Source organism: Arcobacter caeni, assembly GCF_003063245.1.
Lineage (GTDB): Bacteria > Campylobacterota > Campylobacteria > Campylobacterales > Arcobacteraceae > Aliarcobacter > Aliarcobacter caeni.
Map to the genome: position 1 here is coordinate 24451 of NZ_MUXE01000013.1, position 15525 is coordinate 39975.

Genomic DNA, 15525 nt, shown 5'->3' on the forward strand with positions numbered 1-15525 from the left:
TATAACTACTTATAAATAAAAAACGAAATTATTTAAGAAATACTTTAATATTATCTATATTTTTTGCATCAGCAAACTTATCTAATAATGAAGCTAATTGAATTACTTCATTATTTTTCATTCTAATACAACCACTTGATTCATTTGTTCCAATTGTATTTTCACTTAAAGTTCCATGTATTCTAAAAGTATTTTTGCCATCTACAATATGAGTAAGATTAATTTTAGCAGCACCCATATAATTATATTTATTCCCAGGAGGCACAACTTTTGGTAAATCTATTCCTCTTTTTTTAAAAGTATCAATAGTATCTTGTGTTGGATACCAAAAAGGTCTTAAAGTAATAGAAGTTACACTACCCTCACCTGTTGGCTTTTTTATTTCATCTTTTCCTGTTGAAACAACATAAGTTTGAATATTTTTAGTTTTATTATTAACTTTTCCTTTTAAAACCATAAGATTTTTTGATGAATCAACTTCAATTATTAATTGTTCATATAAAGTTATATTAAGAGTTGGATCACTTTTTAAAATACTATTATTTATCGCTTTATTTTTTATTTCACTATTTTTCTCAAATTTATATTTTTTAATTTCATCAAAATAATTCATTCCAAGAAAGTTTTCATTTAAAATATTTGATTTCTCATTTTTTGAATTTAAATCTATAAAAAGAGGATTATTATCATTAATTTGCTCTAAATTATAAGATAATTCTTTCACAAATGATTTTTCTGTTTTTATAAAACTAGAAACTTTTTTGATTGTATTATTAGCTTCATCAATAGTTTTAAATGAGCCATAATAAGTTTTAAATTTTTTATCTTTATCTTTTACAATAAAAACTTCTAAATTATTATCTTTTACAATCTTTCTTTTACAATTCATTGCTCCATCAAAATTCAAAGTTGTACAAACAGCAATTGTATAGGTTTTAATATTTGTACAATTAAGTACTAATTGAAAAAATAATATAAAAAAAATAACTCTTTTCATCTATAACTTATAATGACTTAACTATTTGTTCTAAGCTAATTTTAGAATTTTCTTCAGAAATTCCTTTTTCTAAACTATTTAATTCAACTAAACCTTCATCTGTTTTAATAATAGTTCCATCACTATTTAGCTTATAAATGAAATATTTATTTTGTGTATTATCTTTTAAATCTAAACTATTCATAAAAAAACCATTTGAATCATTTATCAAAGGAATTTTTGAATTTTTATACATTTCTTCTAATTTTCCATTTACTGCTAATTGTTTTATTAACCAAGGAGTATTTGAAATATTCGCTATTAAAACTATATTTTTATCTGTATATTTGTATAAATCTTTAAATAAAACCAAACTATCATGATTTAAAACTATTATATATTTTTCAACACCTTTTTTAAAAAGTGTTTCAGCTTTTGTATAAGGATTATTTGATACAAGGTCAAAATGTCCTGGAATAAAATCTATATTTAGAACCTTTTTATTTTGGTCTATCTCATTTTTATTTGGATTTTTTGGCGCTGTTAAATAAGCCAAAAGACCAAATCCTATTATTCCTAAAAATACTATTTTAAATATATTTTTCATTTTTTTCCTATTACTTTGTTTTTTTGTTTTTTTGCCCATCTTTTAAATAATCGATAAGTTGTCAAATTATCTTTTATTTCTTTATTATTAATTATATGTTCTACTAATTCGTTTGCCAAATAAGGTGATAAAACAAATCCTCGTCCACCTACTCCATTTATTACATATAAATTATTTATAGTTTCTAACATAGAGTTTTTAATATGAGTTCCATTTAATAAATGAGGATATTTTTCAATACTTTTTTTAGAATCAACTAAAGCTCCAAGCATTGGAAAATAATCATTGCTAGAAGCTCTTGCTCCTATTTTTACATCAATTACTTCCACATTTTCAAGCTTAATAATATCATTTGCTAAAGCTATTAGTTTTAAAGAATCACTATTAATAATAGAATCATTATAACATCTACTACAAGCATTTATATTCGCCGTTTCTATGCAATAATTACATATATTTTTATCACAATTAAACTTATGATGAGTCGCACCTATTGATACTTTAAAAAGCTTCGTATTTTCTATTTTAGAAGCTTTTGAAACGGAACACTCTTTGTGATAATTTATTTTAGTTTCAGTGCTAGTAATAACATCAATTTTTTGTCCCCAAACGCCTCTTATATCAAAATACTCTTCTTTTATGTGTTTAACATCAGCTCCCGTTGTTAAAATAATATTTTCAGCATAAATTTCATCATTTATTATCCAAATAAAATTCTCATTTTGCTCTAACTTTATAACATTATATGAAAGCTTTTTTTCAATGTTTTCTGTTAGTTTTTCACAAATTAAAGAAGGAGTTATTTGAGATCCTATTTCAAAGAAATATCCATCATTCATTTGCTTATATTCAAAATCCATATATGGTTTATAAGAGTCAAACTTATCTGCATCTTCTTGATTTTTTGGAATTCTGCATACTCCACAATTATTTATTAATTCTTGTCCTAAATTTTTATAAAAATTTGTAGAAAAAATCAAAGATTTTGTAATTAAATCTTTAAAATCATTTGGTTTACCCAAAAGTGGAGATAAAAATGCACCAGCTGCGCCACTTGCTCCAAATGCAACAGCACTATTTCTATCTATTAATAATATTGATTTTGAATATTTAGATAAAAAATGAGCCATTGAACATCCAGCAATTCCAGCTCCTACAATTACATAATCAAACTCTTTTTTATTCATTTTTATCTTCTTCTTTCTCAAAAAGTTGAAGATTTGGTCTGAAATAACCTCTTCCACCTTTTAAACTAATACATTTATGATTTGGAAACTTTTTTTTATAATATTCAAGTCTTTCTTTTGTTGTTTTTCCAGTATCACAATAAAAAACAAAAACGGAATTTTCAGGAAATTGTTGCATTAAAGGTGGATTATAGATCATAGTTTCAATATTTGCAATAGGCTTTAAAATTGTATCTATTAAGATTACTTTGATATTTTTTGATTCAAGATCTCTCTTGTTTTTTAAAAATTCTTGTTGAGTCCATTCATCTTTAGAAAACATAAATAATTATTCCCTTTGCTTTAAAGCAGAATATTAGTATATTCCCTATTAAAAAAAAGTAATTTTTATAAGATTTTAGATAAAATGACTCTTCAATTGAATATTAGGAATGATTTATGAAGATTTTGGTTACTGATGATTCTAAAATGGCAAGAAAAATGGTTATAAAGATATTAAATGATGTATTAAATGAAAATGTTGAAATTTTTGAAGGTCAAAATGGGCAAGAAGCTTTGGATTTATATAAAGAACATTTACCAAAAATAGTTTTTCTTGATTTAACTATGCCTGTTATGGATGGATTTGAAGCTCTAGCAAAAATTAAAGAGTTTGATAAAAATGCAAAAGTCGTGATTATTTCAGCAGATATTCAAAAATTATCTATGGATAAAGCTCTACAATTAGGGGCATTTAATTTTATTAAAAAACCTATTGATTTAGAAAAAATGCAACAAATTCTTAGTAAAATCAATGAATTGGATAAATAATGAAATCTGATATAACTTTAACGGAAGATGAAAAAGATTGCTTACAAGAACTTATGAATGTGGCTTACGGAAGTGCAACAGCTGCAATTACTGAAATTCTTGATGCTTTTGCAAAACTATCTATTCCAAAAATTCAAATTATAAATTCGAGTGAATTAAAAACTTATTTATCAAAAGAATTAAACCTTGAAGTTGAACATTTAGTATCTTTACAACAAATAAATGGAACTCTTTGTGGTGAAAATATGTTTGTAATTGATAAACAATCAGCAAAAAATATAGCTTATAAATTTGGTCTTGAAGAAGATGAAGTGAATGATGAAGAAATAGCTGATGTTGTTTTAGAAATAACAAATATCCTATCATCATCAACTATTAGTAAATTAGCTGAAGATATTGATACAAATGTATCTTTTTCAGCACCAACAATAAAAACCTTAAATTCAATAGATCAACTAAAAAATTTATTTATTTCAAAATATGAAAAAGTAATTATTATATCAACTCAACTGAAATTTGAAGATTTAGATATAAATGCGGAATTATTTATTTTTACAACTGATAATTCTATTTTATATATAAAAGAAAAACTAAAAAAAATATTAGATGAGCTTTAATTGTGAATACAAATAAATTTGATGTAATTTGTAATACTGTTGATAATGGAATAATTCTTATTAACAAAAATCTAGAAGTAAAGTTTTGGAATCGTTGGCTTGAAATTAGAACAGGAATTAACTCAAAAGAGATTATAAATAAAAATTTAAAAGATTTTTATCCACAAATGGATGATAAAAAATTAATTAGAAAAATAACTACTGCTCTAAAATTAAATTCTTCTACTTTTTATACACCACAAATTAGTAAATTTTTATTAAATATCGAATTATCAAAAGTTGCGGATAAAGTTTTTGATGAAATGCAACAAAGTATTACAATTACACCTTATGATATTGAAAATGAATTAGCCATTGTTTATATCTATGATACAACTATTTTATCTGAAATTAATTATAAGTTAAAAGAAGTAAAAGAAGAAATAGAAGAGAGAAATGAAGAGTTAAAACTTCTATTTGATACAACAATGGAAGCTATTATTGTTTTTAAAGATGACAAAATTAAAGATTGTAATCAAATTGCATTAGATTTATTAAATTATAAATCAAAAGAGGCTCTTTTAAAAAAAGATATTAATGATTTAAACATAAATATTTTAGAAAAAAATCATAAAAAACCAATCGAAATAACTATTACAAGAGAAGATAAAAGCTCTTTTAAAGCCCTTGTAAATATTAAAAATGCAACAATAAAATCTCAAAGTTTAAGAATACTTACAATCATTGATATAACAGATATAAAAAGAAAAGAAAACCTTTTATCCGAGCAAACAAAACTAGCAGCTATGGGTGAAATGCTTGGAAATATTGCTCATCAATGGAGACAACCTCTAAATATAATATCAATTACAGCATCTAGTACAAAATTAAAAAAAGAGATTGATTTATTAACAGATAAAATGTTAACTGATGCGTTAAAATTAATTTCTGAAACAACAGAACATTTATCAAATACGATTGATGTTTTTAAAGACTTTTTAAAAGAGGATAAAGAAAAATCTTTATTTAACTTATCTCAAAATATGAATAATAATATCTCATTAATAGAAACTATATTAAATGAAAATCGAATAAAAGTAGATTTAGATTTAGACAATGATATTTATCTTTACAATTTTTCAAATGAGTTTAGTCAAGCTTTTATAAATATCTTACATAACGCAAGTGATGCTCTTGCTTTAAAAGTAAATGAAAATGAATTAAGACTTATAAAAATCTCAACTAAAAAAATAGATGATTGTGTAATTATTGAGATTTTAGATAATGCAGGTGGTATAAATAAAGATATTATAAATAAAATCTTTGAACCATATTTTACAACTAAACATCAATATCAAGGCACGGGATTGGGATTATATATGACTCATAAAATAATACAGTCAAGTATGAAAGGTAAAATATCTGTTAAAAATGATAAATTTATTTTTGAAGATAAAGAGTATAAAGGTGCTCATTTTAAAATAATACTAAAAAGCGATACTTGATTGACATTCACTCAACCTTTTGATATAATAAATTTTTAAATAATTAAAATATATTATTCAAATTTATAGGATTGAAAATGGCAAAAAGTTTATATGAAACACTAGAAATTAACGAAAAAGCAACACCTGATGAAATAAAAAAAGCTTATAGAAAACTAGCTAGAAAATATCATCCAGATGTTAATAAAGACCCTCAAGCTGAAGATAAATTTAAAGAAATCAACGCTGCATACGAAGTTTTAAGTAACCCAGAAAAAAAACAACAATATGACCAACATGGTGACTCAATGTTTGGTGGACAAAATTTCCATGACTTTGCAAGAGGTCAAGGTTCAAATGTTGATTTAGATGAAATTTTAAGACAAATGTTTGGTGGTGGAGGTGGATTTGGAAGATCTGGATTCTCACAAGGAGGATTTGGAGGGTTTAGTGAACCTGACTTAGATACAAATGCTCAAATAACTATTCCTTTTGATGTAGCAGTTCTTGGTGGAAAACAATTTATAAATTTAAACAATGATTCTTTTGATGTAAAAATTCCAGAAGGAATTGAAGATGGACAAAAAATAAGAGCAAAAGGAAAAGGAAAATCATACCAAGGACAAAAAGGTGATTTAATATTAAAAATAAATATTACTCCAAATCCTGAATATGAAAGAAATGCTGATACTCTAATAAAATCTTTTGATTTACCATTAAAAACTGCTTTATTTGGTGGAAAAATTGAAGTAAAAACAATTCATAAAGATATAACTTTAAAAGTTCCTCAAAATACAAAACAAAACCAAAGATTTAGGGTTAAAGAACTTGGAGTTTTAAATAGAAAAGCAGGAGTTAGAGGAGATTTATACCTAAAGGCAAATATAGTTTTACCAAAACTTGAAGATTTAGATGAGGATTTAGTAAAAATTTTAGAAGAAAAACTTCCTTCAAATTAAAAGGTTTATTTATGGAAACAAACAGCTATATTGAACCTGTTTATTTAATCTCAGCAGTTGCTGAAATTTTAAATATTCATCCTCAAACACTAAGGCAATATGAAAGAGAGGGCTTAATAAAGCCCTCAAGAACAAATGGAAAAATAAGACTTTATTCACAAAAAGATATAGACCATATAAAATATGTTTTGACACTTACAAGAGAATTAGGTGTTAATTTAGCAGGGGTTGTTCTAATTTTACAATTAAATCAGAAAATTGAGATTTTAGAAAATGATATTCACATTTATAAAACAAAAATAAAAAGTATTAATAATTTATCTGTTGTTCCAGATACAAAAGCTTTAGTTGTGCAAAATACATCATTTGAAATGGTTATTATTGAAAAAAATAATTAAAATTACATATTTTTTTACTAATTTAGATACAATTTTAAAATGAAAAATAAACTATATAAAATTATTCCATTAATCTTAATTGTATTATTATATTCTTCTTTAGTAAGTTTTGGAAAAGAAGATTTTAATAAAAAGAACAATGATATAAAAATAGAACAATTACAAGTAAAACAAATAGCTTCACAAGAAATTTTAAAAAAAATTGCACAACATGAAATAGAAATAAGTTGGATTAATTCTTCAATAATTTCAGTTGAAAAAGACACTTCAAATACTCTATGGGTTATTGTTTTTAAAAATAATGAGAATAATCTAAAAGATAAAAAACTTAATATTTCTATTAATTTAAATGGTAATATTGTTGAAAGTAAACTTATTTAAAAGATTTATAATTCGTCAAATACAAAACTAATTCAAATATGCTCAAATACTAATTTTTAAACTATTACTTCTTTTATTTTTACTAATTTTAATCAAATTTTATTAACCTTTAGATAAAATCGCGACTTAACATAATTCAAATATTTTTTAAGGGGATAAAATTGACTGAAATAGATTATTATGAACTGTTAGAAGTTACAAGAGGTTCAGATAAAAGTACAATCAAAAAAGCTTATAGACAAATGGCTATGAAATATCATCCTGATAAAAATCCAGGTGATAATGAAGCTGAAGAAAAATTCAAAGCTATTAATGAAGCTTATCAAGTATTAAGTGATGAAGAAAAAAGAGCTATTTATGATAGACATGGAAAAGCTGGACTTGAGGGTCATGGTCAAAGAGGTGGTGGATTCTCAGGTGGTTTTGACGATTTAGGTTCTGTTTTTGAAGAGATGTTTGGAAGTGCTTTTGGTGGTGGTTCAAGAGGAAGAAAACAAAGAAAAACTTATAACTACAATCTTGATGTTACCGTTGAAGTTAAACTTGAATTTAATGAAGCTGTTTTTGGATGTAAAAAAGAGATAAATTATAAATACAAAACAGCTTGTAAATCTTGTAGTGGAACAGGTGCAAAAGATGGAAAGTTAGCAACTTGTACAACTTGTAATGGTCATGGTCAAGTTCATGCAAGACAAGGATTTATGACATTTGCTCAAACTTGTCCAAAATGTGGAGGATCTGGTCAAGCAGCTGCCTCTTCTTGTAAATCATGTGGTGGAAGTGGTTACGATGAAGTTAAAGAATCATTCAAAGTTGATATTCCTGAGGGTGTTAATGATGGAATGAGAATTCGAGTTTCTCATAAAGGAAATATCGCACCTGATGGCTCAAGAGGAGATTTATATTTACAAGTAAAAGTAAAAGAAGATTCTCATTTTGTAAGACATGATGATGATATTTATTTTGAAGCTCCAATATTTTTCACAAAAATAGCACTTGGTGGAAAAATCACAGTTCCAACTTTAAGGGGTGAAATTGAACTTGAGATTCCAAAAGGTGCAAAAGACCAACAACAATTTACTTTTAAAGGTGAAGGTGTAAAATCTGTTCAAGGTTATGGAAAAGGTAATTTAGTTGTACAAATAAAAATCGAATATCCAAAATCTATAAATGATGAACAAAAAGAACTTTTAGAAAAACTTCAAGAAAGTTTTGGAATTGAAAGTAAACCTCACGAAAAAAGTTTTGAAAATATGTTTGACAAAGTTAAAAAGTGGTTTTCGTAAAAATTAAAATAAACTAAAAAAGGAAGATAAATGAACAAATCATATTTAGAAACAATGCCTGATGAAAATGGTTTCTTTGGAAAATTTGGAGGTTCATTTATTCCTCCTATTTTAGAAAAACCCTTTACTGATATTACAAAAGCTTATCTTGAATTAAAAAATTCTCCTGCATTTATAGAAGAGCTAAAATATGTAAGAAAACACTATCAAGGACGACCTACTCCTATTTCATTTGCTAAAAATTTAACAGAATTTTGTGGTGGTGCGAAAATCTATCTAAAAAGAGAAGATTTAAATCACACGGGAGCGCATAAACTAAATCACTGTATGGCTGAAGTAATTCTTGCTAAATATCTTGGAAAGAAAAAAGTAATTGCTGAAACAGGAGCTGGACAACATGGTGTTGCATTAGCAACTGCAGCTGCTTATTTTGGTTTAGAGTGTGAAATTCATATGGGTGAAGTTGATATTGCTAAAGAACATCCAAATGTAGCAAGAATGAAGATTTTAGGAGCAAAATTAGTTCCTGTAAGTCATGGTCTTAAAACTTTAAAAGAAGCAGTTGATTCAGCCTTTGAAGCGTATTTAAAAGATACTGAAAACTCTATTTATTGTATTGGTTCTGTTGTTGGTCCTCATCCATTTCCTATGATGGTAAGAGACTTTCAAAGTGTAATTGGATTTGAATCAAAAGAACAATTTTTTGAACATGAAAATAAACTTCCTGATAATATTGTAGCTTGTGTTGGTGGTGGAAGTAATGCTATGGGGATTTTTTCTGGTTTTATTGATGATAAAGAAGTAGCTCTTTATGGTGTTGAACCTATGGGAAAAGGTAAAAATATTGGAGAACATAGTGCCTCTTTAACTTATGGTGAAGAGGGAATAATGCATGGATTTAACTCAATTATGTTAAAGGATATTGATGGAAATCCTGCTCCTGTTTATTCTATTGGAAGTGGAATTGATTATCCATCAGTTGGACCAGAACATGCCTATTTGAAAGAATCAGGAAGAAGTAAAGTTGGACTTTGTGATGATAATGAAGCTGTTGATGCTTTTTACAAATTATCTCAACTTGAAGGAATTATTCCAGCACTTGAATCAGCACATGCGGTTGCTTTTGCTATGAAATTAGCAAAAACATTACCAAAAGATAAAACTATATTAGTAAGTTTAAGTGGTCGTGGAGATAAAGATATTGATTTTGTAATAGAAAATTATCCTATTCCAAACACTAAATTTTAAATAAAAAAAGGATTGAGATGAAATTAGAATATGCAGGATTAAAACCAGTTATCAATGAACATGGTATTTCATTTAAAGATGGGAAAGAAGACAAATTTATTTATTTACCATTTGCCGTTGATATTTTAAATGCTATTGACCACACTTATGAACAAAAAAAGAAGTATTCTCACCAATTAAATACTACTGCTTTATCTCCTAATGAGATATTAGATGTTCTTTTAAAATTCCATCCCGATTTAGAAACTGTTATGAATAAAGAAATTGAGTCATACACAAAACATTTGGATAGTGAAGAAGAAGCTGTTAATAATAAAACTATCTTATCACAAATAGAAAAAGATACTTTTATTGCTAATTTAAAATTAATGAGAAAATATAAAACGCAAAGAGCAAAAAATAAGATATTTTATTTTCACTGTATTGAAACTATTGTTGAAGTAATACTAAAATATAAAATAAAAGAGTTAGACACACCTTTTAATGAAAGATTTTGGCATATATTTCAAACAATTGAGGGAAATTTATCAACTCATAAAATAGCTTCAGATTTAAAAATGACAGAAGAAAATGATGTTTTAAAAGCTATGCTTCAAATCAATATTTTCTAAAATTGTTTAATTAGAGTTTTGTTTATATTTTCAAGTTCTTGATATTTATAAACTAACTCTTGATATTTTAAATTATAGTCATTATATAAAAACGAATAATCATTTTTTTTATCCTTATATTTATCATAAGCTTTTTTTGAGGTATTTGATAAAGCACTAATAAAATCAAACGAGTTAACTTTTGTTAAAATTTCATCTAATTTATCTTGAGAAATAACATCTGCCGAATTTGGATTATCAATTTTTTGACTTATTGCTTCATGAAGTAAATCAGCTAAACTACTCTTATTTGAAGATAAAAACATATTTTTATCCCCATAAGAACTACTTAAATATGAAAATCCAATATTAAAAGGTTGCCCTAAAACCGTATTAAACAAAGCTTTTGATAAATTATCATCACTTGAAAAAAGAGTAGCTAATCTAAGATTTTTCACCATATTTTTATCATCTTCATTTGTAAATAAAGTATCAATTTCTTCTAAACTTATACCTTTTATATTTTCATAACTTAAAGAATCTGTTTTAGTAGTTGTTTGTGAAGAAGTTGAAGTTGCATTATTAACTAAAGTATTCAAAAATGAACTTGAATTTTTTGTAATATTAGAATTATTAGAACTTGAAACCTGTGCCATTATCGAATCTATATTTGAAGTTATCATTAGTTGCAATCCTCTTTTTTTGATAGAAATTTCAATTCATTACAAGAAAAACCTGCCTCTTTTCTAGCAGAAAAATTCAAATCCATTTTTCTTTTTGTACTTCCAGGAAATACTTCTTCAATTATTTGTAAATATGTTGATTCAGGCTCTATTTTTAACCTTTCACACTCATATTTAAACCAATAATCACCTTTTTTTACATGGTCAACTTCTTCATCTAAAATAATTTGTAAAACCTTTAAAAACTTCTTATTAAATTCATCTCTATTAGAATTTAATTTTTCCATAATTTTTGGATTTTGATCAAGTCCATTTGCCTCAAGATACCTTGGAACTGCTGCCATTCTTCTCAAAAATTCAGGTGTTTGCTCCATTGCTTCAAAAAGATTTTTATGAACAGGAAAATCTCCGTAAATTCCTCCAAGTTCACTTAATAACTCCTCTAACATTAAAAAATGTCTTATTTCATCAGAAGCCACTTCTAGCCAATCTTCATAATATTTTTTTGGCATATTTTTAAATCTAAGTGCTGCATCTAAAGCTAAATCAATGGCTGAATATTCAATATGTAAAATCGTATGAACTAAATATTTTTTTCCTTCAATAGATTTAAAGTTTTTTATTGGAGGTAAAGATGTTGGATTAGTTATTTCTAGGAAAGTATGATATGACGGTTCAGTAAAATCACAAGGAATATAAGCTTTATTCATAATATAATTATCACTTAAAAAGTTATTATAAAAAAATTTGAATTTTTCAATTTTATCTTTTGGTTTACTTGTTTTTAAAATATCCTCTAAAAATAAAAAATAATCCATAAATAACCTCTTTTTTGATATAATCTATAGAATTTTAGCAAAGTAAGGTTAAAAATGGATATAAAAATTCAACCAATGGGTGATTATCAAACAAATTGTTATATTGTTACAATAAATGATAAAGATTTAATTATAGATCCCGGAGTAAATGCTTTTTCATGGATAAAAGGAAATGTTAAAAATCCTATTGCTATTTTGAACACTCATGGACATTTTGATCATGTTTGGTCAAATCAAGAGATAAAAGATAACTATAATATAAAATTATATATTCCAAAAGATGATGAATTTATGTTAACTTTAGACCCTTATAATCTTGGAATGCCTCCTTCTTATGCAGATATTTTAGTAAATCCAGATGAAGAATTAGATATTGAAGGAATAAAAATAAAATTTCATCATTTCCCTGGTCATACTCCTGGATGTAGTGCTATACAAATTGATAAACATCTTTTTTCAGGTGATTTTATTTTTAGAGGGACAATTGGAAGATTTGATTTTCCAAATTCAGATGCTAAATTAATGAAGCAAAGTTTAAATAAAATATTAAAATGGAATGAAGATTTTCATATTTATCCTGGACATGGCGATAAAACAACTTTAAGAAGTGAAATTCAAACACTAAAACAATGGGAAAAACATATTTAAACAAAGGCCTAGTTCATGAATTTTTCGTGTGAGACAATTATAAATGAGAATGAAAAATTAAAATTAACAGATTTAGATAAAAGTTGTTTAAATATATTTGATTATTTAAAATTGCACCATCATATTAATTTTTTACAAATTGATATAAAAAAGAATAGTTATACTCAAAATCTTTTTTTATGCACAAATAATGATGAAGAACATTTAATTAATACCTTAGAATTCCAACAAAACTGTGATACTACGATTATTTTTCATTTTCTTTCAGTAGATTTAGAAGATTTTGAATCAGTAAAAAGTCATTTAAGTGCAATCCAAATGTCATTATTAATATTTTCTCAATCTTTATTTAACAAATATATGGAAAGAACTTTAAATGAGATGTCTTTAATAGATCATCTAACAGGTTCTTATAATAGATGTTATTTGGATAATTATGCAACTAATTTACTAAGCCTTTCAAATAGAGAACAAAAGAAAATTGCTTTTGTTAAAGTAGGAATTGACCAATTTAAAGCTGTTATTGATGAATTTGATTATGAAGTTGGAGATAAAGTTTTAAAAGCATTAGCAAAAACTTTAAAAGAAAGTGTAAGAGAATCAGATTTAGTTATTAAAATTTCTAATGATGAATTTTTGGTTATTTTATTAAATATAATTAATGAAAACAATGCTATAATCATATCTCAAAAACTTATTAATAACTTTAGCAAAGAAAAAGTTATAATAAATGAGCAAACAAAACAAACACTTATGAAAACTATTTGTAGTGGAGTTTCGATATATCCAGATAATGCTACAACAATAGATGAGATAATAAAAAAATCTGACATTGCTTTATATGAAGCTAGAAATAGAGGAAGAAGTCAGGTTTTTATGTTTAGTGAAGAAGATACAAATAAAATAGATTTCTTTTAGGTGTTAAATGAAAAATAAGATTTTAGAGTTAATTAAATCCTCAGCAACAAATGAAAATGATTATAAAGCACTAGTAAGTATTTTTAATCTTCATGAGCAACTACAATATGCTACAAATATTAAACAAATGGGTGAAGATATATTTACCTGGTTAAATAAAGAATTTAATATAGATAATGTTACTTTTTCATTATTTGATGTAAATAAAAATTATAAAGAAATAATTTTAATAAAAGGTCAAGAATTCTATTTAGATGATGATTTATCTTACTTTTTTATTATAAATACTCATACAAGTCTAAATGCAACCGTTTCTTTTAGTGCTACTTCAAAAGTACATTTTAAAATTTTAGAAACAAAATACGATATTATTGAAGCTGCATTTTTTCAAGTTTCTCCAATAATTCAAAGTGGTATTCTAAAAAAGAATTTTATAGAATCATCATCTTTGGATTCTGTAACAAATGTATATAATCGAAATTATTTAATTGAAAATTTGACCACTCATTTAAGATTATCAAATAACAAACAAAATGAAATTTATTTTTTAATGATTGGAATTGATCATTTTAAAGCTGTAATTGATGAATTTGATTATGATATTGCAGATAAAGTTTTAATAGAACTTGCAAAAGTAATTCATACAAATATAAATGAATTTGATATGGTTGGAAGACTAAATGGAGATGAATTTTTAGTTTCTATTTTAAATAATACAAGTGAATATCAAGCTGAAGAATTAGCAAAAAGAATAATTTCTGACTTTGCAGAAATTAGTATTTTAGTTAATGAAGAAAAAAAACAATCATTGAAAAAAACTGTTTGTGTTGGATTTGAAGTTTATAGACTACATTCAGATATTACGATAACAGACTGTATTAAAAATGCTGATATTGCACTTTATGAAGCAAAAAACAAAGGAAGAAGTCAGTTGTTTAAATTTAGTGATTTAAGTGCCGAAGATACTATAGATTTATTTTAATCTTTAGTATCTTTTTATATTCTCATCTCTTCTTATTTTATAAAACTTTTCTAGCTTTCATATAAACTCTTTTAGGAGCTGGATAACCCTCAACTGTTTTTGTTTTATCATTAGGAGCTAAGAAATCTTCTAAGCTTTGATCAAAAGACCATTCAGTTTTTCTTTGTTCTTCTGATGTAGTTACAGTTGTTGCAATTACCTCAATATCTTCAAACCCTGCTCTTTCAAGCCAATTCTTAAGTGCTGGGATTGTTGGTATAAAATAGATATTTGGGATTTTTGAATATCTTTTATTTGGAGTTAAACATAACTCTTCTTCTCCATCTATCATAAAAGTGTCTATTAAAATCTCACCTTTACTATTTAACCCCTTTGCTAAAGATTTTAAAGTTCCAACAGGATCAGCTCGATGATATAAAACACCTAACATAAAAATAAAATCAAATTTATGGTTATAAAATTCTAAATGTTCAACACCCAACATTTCATAAACAATATCTGATTTTACAAAATGATTTATAAATTCGAATTGGTGTAAAGTTAAAGGAGATGGATCAAATCCTACTAATTTTTTTGGTTTATCTTCAAGCATTCTAAACATATAATAACCATTATTACATCCAATATCAGCCACAACTTTATCTTTTAAATCAAAAAAAGGTCGTATTAAATTGTATTTTATGTTACTTTGCCATTCACTATCTATTTCTAAATCAAAGATTTTAAAAGGACCTTTTCTCCAAGGGATTAGTGATTTTGCAGTTTGAAGAATAATTTCTTGTTCTTGAACACTTAAATTCTCTTTTTTGCCAACACTAAACCAATCACCATAATCTATAGATAAATTTTCTTTTTTTATTTTAGAGGCAATTTCTAATTGTAAATACCAAGGTTCAACATTTTTCCAAGTTCTACATTCACTTTTTTTATTTTGTAATATTTCTAAATTCATGT

General features: G+C 25.3%; 19 protein-coding genes. 12 read left to right on the plus strand and 7 right to left on the minus strand.

The features are described from left to right. Positions 1 to 28 precede the first annotated feature (28 nt). The 4 genes from B0174_RS12315 to B0174_RS09075 are packed head-to-tail and all read right to left on the minus strand — an operon-like array spanning position 29 to position 3092. Positions 29 to 997 carry a L,D-transpeptidase gene (locus B0174_RS12315; protein ID WP_205663517.1) on the minus strand — a complete coding sequence of 323 codons (969 nt, stop codon included), beginning with the start codon at positions 995 to 997 and terminating at the stop codon, positions 29 to 31. Between the two features lie 7 nt (positions 998 to 1004). Then, positions 1005 to 1583: a hypothetical protein gene (locus tag B0174_RS09065; RefSeq protein ID WP_108559899.1), complete on the minus strand. Its 579-nt coding sequence runs from the start codon at positions 1581 to 1583 to the stop codon at positions 1005 to 1007. Beyond that, positions 1580 to 2770 (minus strand): FAD-dependent oxidoreductase, encoded by a 1191-nt coding sequence (locus tag B0174_RS09070; RefSeq protein ID WP_108559901.1) that lies wholly within the window; start codon positions 2768 to 2770, stop codon positions 1580 to 1582. Before B0174_RS09070 ends, B0174_RS09065 begins: the two co-directional genes overlap by 4 nt. Then, on the minus strand, positions 2763 to 3092 hold the full coding sequence (locus B0174_RS09075; protein ID WP_108559903.1) for a hypothetical protein: 330 nt from the start codon (positions 3090 to 3092) through the stop codon (positions 2763 to 2765). Before B0174_RS09075 ends, B0174_RS09070 begins: the two co-directional genes overlap by 8 nt. A gap of 116 nt (positions 3093 to 3208) precedes the next feature. Between B0174_RS09075 and B0174_RS09080 the strand changes: the two genes are divergently transcribed. The 9 genes from B0174_RS09080 (at position 3209) to B0174_RS09120 (ending at position 10543) form a co-directional block, all read left to right on the plus strand. Then, positions 3209 to 3580, plus strand: a complete 372-nt coding sequence (locus tag B0174_RS09080) for a response regulator (protein ID WP_108559905.1) — start codon at positions 3209 to 3211, stop codon at positions 3578 to 3580. Next, positions 3580 to 4197 carry a chemotaxis protein CheX gene (locus B0174_RS09085; protein ID WP_108559907.1) on the plus strand — a complete coding sequence of 206 codons (618 nt, stop codon included), beginning with the start codon at positions 3580 to 3582 and terminating at the stop codon, positions 4195 to 4197. The genes B0174_RS09080 and B0174_RS09085 overlap by 1 nt, the downstream gene beginning before the upstream one ends. A 2-nt stretch (positions 4198 to 4199) precedes the next feature. Further along, positions 4200 to 5681 (plus strand): sensor histidine kinase, encoded by a 1482-nt coding sequence (locus tag B0174_RS09090; protein ID WP_205663518.1) that lies wholly within the window; start codon positions 4200 to 4202, stop codon positions 5679 to 5681. 77 nt (positions 5682 to 5758) lie between these two features. Next, positions 5759 to 6619 (plus strand): DnaJ C-terminal domain-containing protein, encoded by an 861-nt coding sequence (locus tag B0174_RS09095; protein ID WP_108559911.1) that lies wholly within the window; start codon positions 5759 to 5761, stop codon positions 6617 to 6619. Positions 6620 to 6630: 11 nt separating this feature from the next. Beyond that, entirely contained in the window at positions 6631 to 7017 is a 387-nt protein-coding gene (locus tag B0174_RS09100) for a heat shock protein transcriptional repressor HspR (RefSeq protein WP_108559913.1), read from the plus strand. A gap of 39 nt (positions 7018 to 7056) precedes the next feature. Further along, positions 7057 to 7398, plus strand: a complete 342-nt coding sequence (locus B0174_RS09105) for a hypothetical protein (RefSeq protein ID WP_108559915.1) — start codon at positions 7057 to 7059, stop codon at positions 7396 to 7398. Positions 7399 to 7559: 161 nt separating this feature from the next. Then, complete coding sequence (gene dnaJ, locus B0174_RS09110; RefSeq protein ID WP_108559917.1) at positions 7560 to 8684, plus strand: molecular chaperone DnaJ; 1125 nt, start codon at positions 7560 to 7562, stop codon at positions 8682 to 8684. 30 nt (positions 8685 to 8714) lie between these two features. Next, complete coding sequence (trpB, locus tag B0174_RS09115; RefSeq protein WP_108559919.1) at positions 8715 to 9932, plus strand: tryptophan synthase subunit beta; 1218 nt, start codon at positions 8715 to 8717, stop codon at positions 9930 to 9932. Positions 9933 to 9949: 17 nt separating this feature from the next. Continuing rightward, the gene (locus B0174_RS09120) at positions 9950 to 10543 is read left to right on the plus strand and encodes a hypothetical protein (protein WP_108559921.1); all 594 of its coding nucleotides are present in this window, start codon (positions 9950 to 9952) and stop codon (positions 10541 to 10543) included. Here the strand turns inward: B0174_RS09120 and B0174_RS09125 are convergent. Both B0174_RS09125 and B0174_RS09130 read right to left on the minus strand, forming a co-directional pair. Then, positions 10540 to 11205 (minus strand): hypothetical protein, encoded by a 666-nt coding sequence (locus B0174_RS09125; protein WP_108559923.1) that lies wholly within the window; start codon positions 11203 to 11205, stop codon positions 10540 to 10542. The genes B0174_RS09120 and B0174_RS09125 overlap by 4 nt on opposite strands. Continuing rightward, the gene (locus B0174_RS09130) at positions 11205 to 12023 is read right to left on the minus strand and encodes a ferritin-like domain-containing protein (protein WP_108559925.1); all 819 of its coding nucleotides are present in this window, start codon (positions 12021 to 12023) and stop codon (positions 11205 to 11207) included. The genes B0174_RS09125 and B0174_RS09130 overlap by 1 nt, the downstream gene beginning before the upstream one ends. 54 nt (positions 12024 to 12077) lie before the next feature. On the opposite strand from B0174_RS09130, the gene B0174_RS09135 reads away from it, so the two are divergent. From B0174_RS09135 to B0174_RS09145, 3 genes are read left to right on the plus strand one after another with little or no spacing between them, the layout of a single operon-like run. Continuing rightward, complete coding sequence (locus tag B0174_RS09135; protein WP_108559927.1) at positions 12078 to 12671, plus strand: MBL fold metallo-hydrolase; 594 nt, start codon at positions 12078 to 12080, stop codon at positions 12669 to 12671. A gap of 15 nt (positions 12672 to 12686) precedes the next feature. Continuing rightward, a complete protein-coding gene (locus tag B0174_RS09140) occupies positions 12687 to 13589 on the plus strand; it encodes a GGDEF domain-containing protein (protein ID WP_108559929.1) in 903 nt (300 codons plus the stop codon). Between the two features lie 7 nt (positions 13590 to 13596). After that, complete coding sequence (locus B0174_RS09145) at positions 13597 to 14571, plus strand: GGDEF domain-containing protein (RefSeq protein ID WP_108559931.1); 975 nt, start codon at positions 13597 to 13599, stop codon at positions 14569 to 14571. Between the two features lie 37 nt (positions 14572 to 14608). Here the strand turns inward: B0174_RS09145 and cmoB are convergent, their stop codons facing one another. Continuing rightward, positions 14609 to 15523 (minus strand): tRNA 5-methoxyuridine(34)/uridine 5-oxyacetic acid(34) synthase CmoB, encoded by a 915-nt coding sequence (gene cmoB / locus B0174_RS09150; protein WP_108559933.1) that lies wholly within the window; start codon positions 15521 to 15523, stop codon positions 14609 to 14611. Between the last annotated feature and the right edge of the window lie 2 nt (positions 15524 to 15525).

Excerpts from the sequence above, each read along its gene's own strand:
- B0174_RS09100 (WP_108559913.1), top strand. The coding sequence starts at position 6,631 with ATGGAAACAAACAGCTATATTGAACCTGTTTATTTAATCTCAGCAGTT.
- B0174_RS09135 (WP_108559927.1), top strand. The coding sequence starts at position 12,078 with ATGGATATAAAAATTCAACCAATGGGTGATTATCAAACAAATTGTTAT.
- B0174_RS09095 (WP_108559911.1), top strand. The coding sequence starts at position 5,759 with ATGGCAAAAAGTTTATATGAAACACTAGAAATTAACGAAAAAGCAACA.
- B0174_RS09130 (WP_108559925.1), bottom strand. The coding sequence starts at position 12,023 with ATGGATTATTTTTTATTTTTAGAGGATATTTTAAAAACAAGTAAACCA.
- B0174_RS09145 (WP_108559931.1), top strand. The coding sequence starts at position 13,597 with ATGAAAAATAAGATTTTAGAGTTAATTAAATCCTCAGCAACAAATGAA.
- B0174_RS09065 (WP_108559899.1), bottom strand. The coding sequence starts at position 1,583 with ATGAAAAATATATTTAAAATAGTATTTTTAGGAATAATAGGATTTGGT.
- B0174_RS09120 (WP_108559921.1), top strand. The coding sequence starts at position 9,950 with ATGAAATTAGAATATGCAGGATTAAAACCAGTTATCAATGAACATGGT.
- B0174_RS09125 (WP_108559923.1), bottom strand. The coding sequence starts at position 11,205 with ATGATAACTTCAAATATAGATTCGATAATGGCACAGGTTTCAAGTTCT.
- B0174_RS09140 (WP_108559929.1), top strand. The coding sequence starts at position 12,687 with ATGAATTTTTCGTGTGAGACAATTATAAATGAGAATGAAAAATTAAAA.
- B0174_RS12315 (WP_205663517.1), bottom strand. The coding sequence starts at position 997 with ATGAAAAGAGTTATTTTTTTTATATTATTTTTTCAATTAGTACTTAAT.
- B0174_RS09085 (WP_108559907.1), top strand. The coding sequence starts at position 3,580 with ATGAAATCTGATATAACTTTAACGGAAGATGAAAAAGATTGCTTACAA.
- B0174_RS09105 (WP_108559915.1), top strand. The coding sequence starts at position 7,057 with ATGAAAAATAAACTATATAAAATTATTCCATTAATCTTAATTGTATTA.
- trpB (WP_108559919.1), top strand. The coding sequence starts at position 8,715 with ATGAACAAATCATATTTAGAAACAATGCCTGATGAAAATGGTTTCTTT.
- B0174_RS09070 (WP_108559901.1), bottom strand. The coding sequence starts at position 2,770 with ATGAATAAAAAAGAGTTTGATTATGTAATTGTAGGAGCTGGAATTGCT.
- B0174_RS09075 (WP_108559903.1), bottom strand. The coding sequence starts at position 3,092 with ATGTTTTCTAAAGATGAATGGACTCAACAAGAATTTTTAAAAAACAAG.
- cmoB (WP_108559933.1), bottom strand. The coding sequence starts at position 15,523 with ATGAATTTAGAAATATTACAAAATAAAAAAAGTGAATGTAGAACTTGG.
- B0174_RS09080 (WP_108559905.1), top strand. The coding sequence starts at position 3,209 with ATGAAGATTTTGGTTACTGATGATTCTAAAATGGCAAGAAAAATGGTT.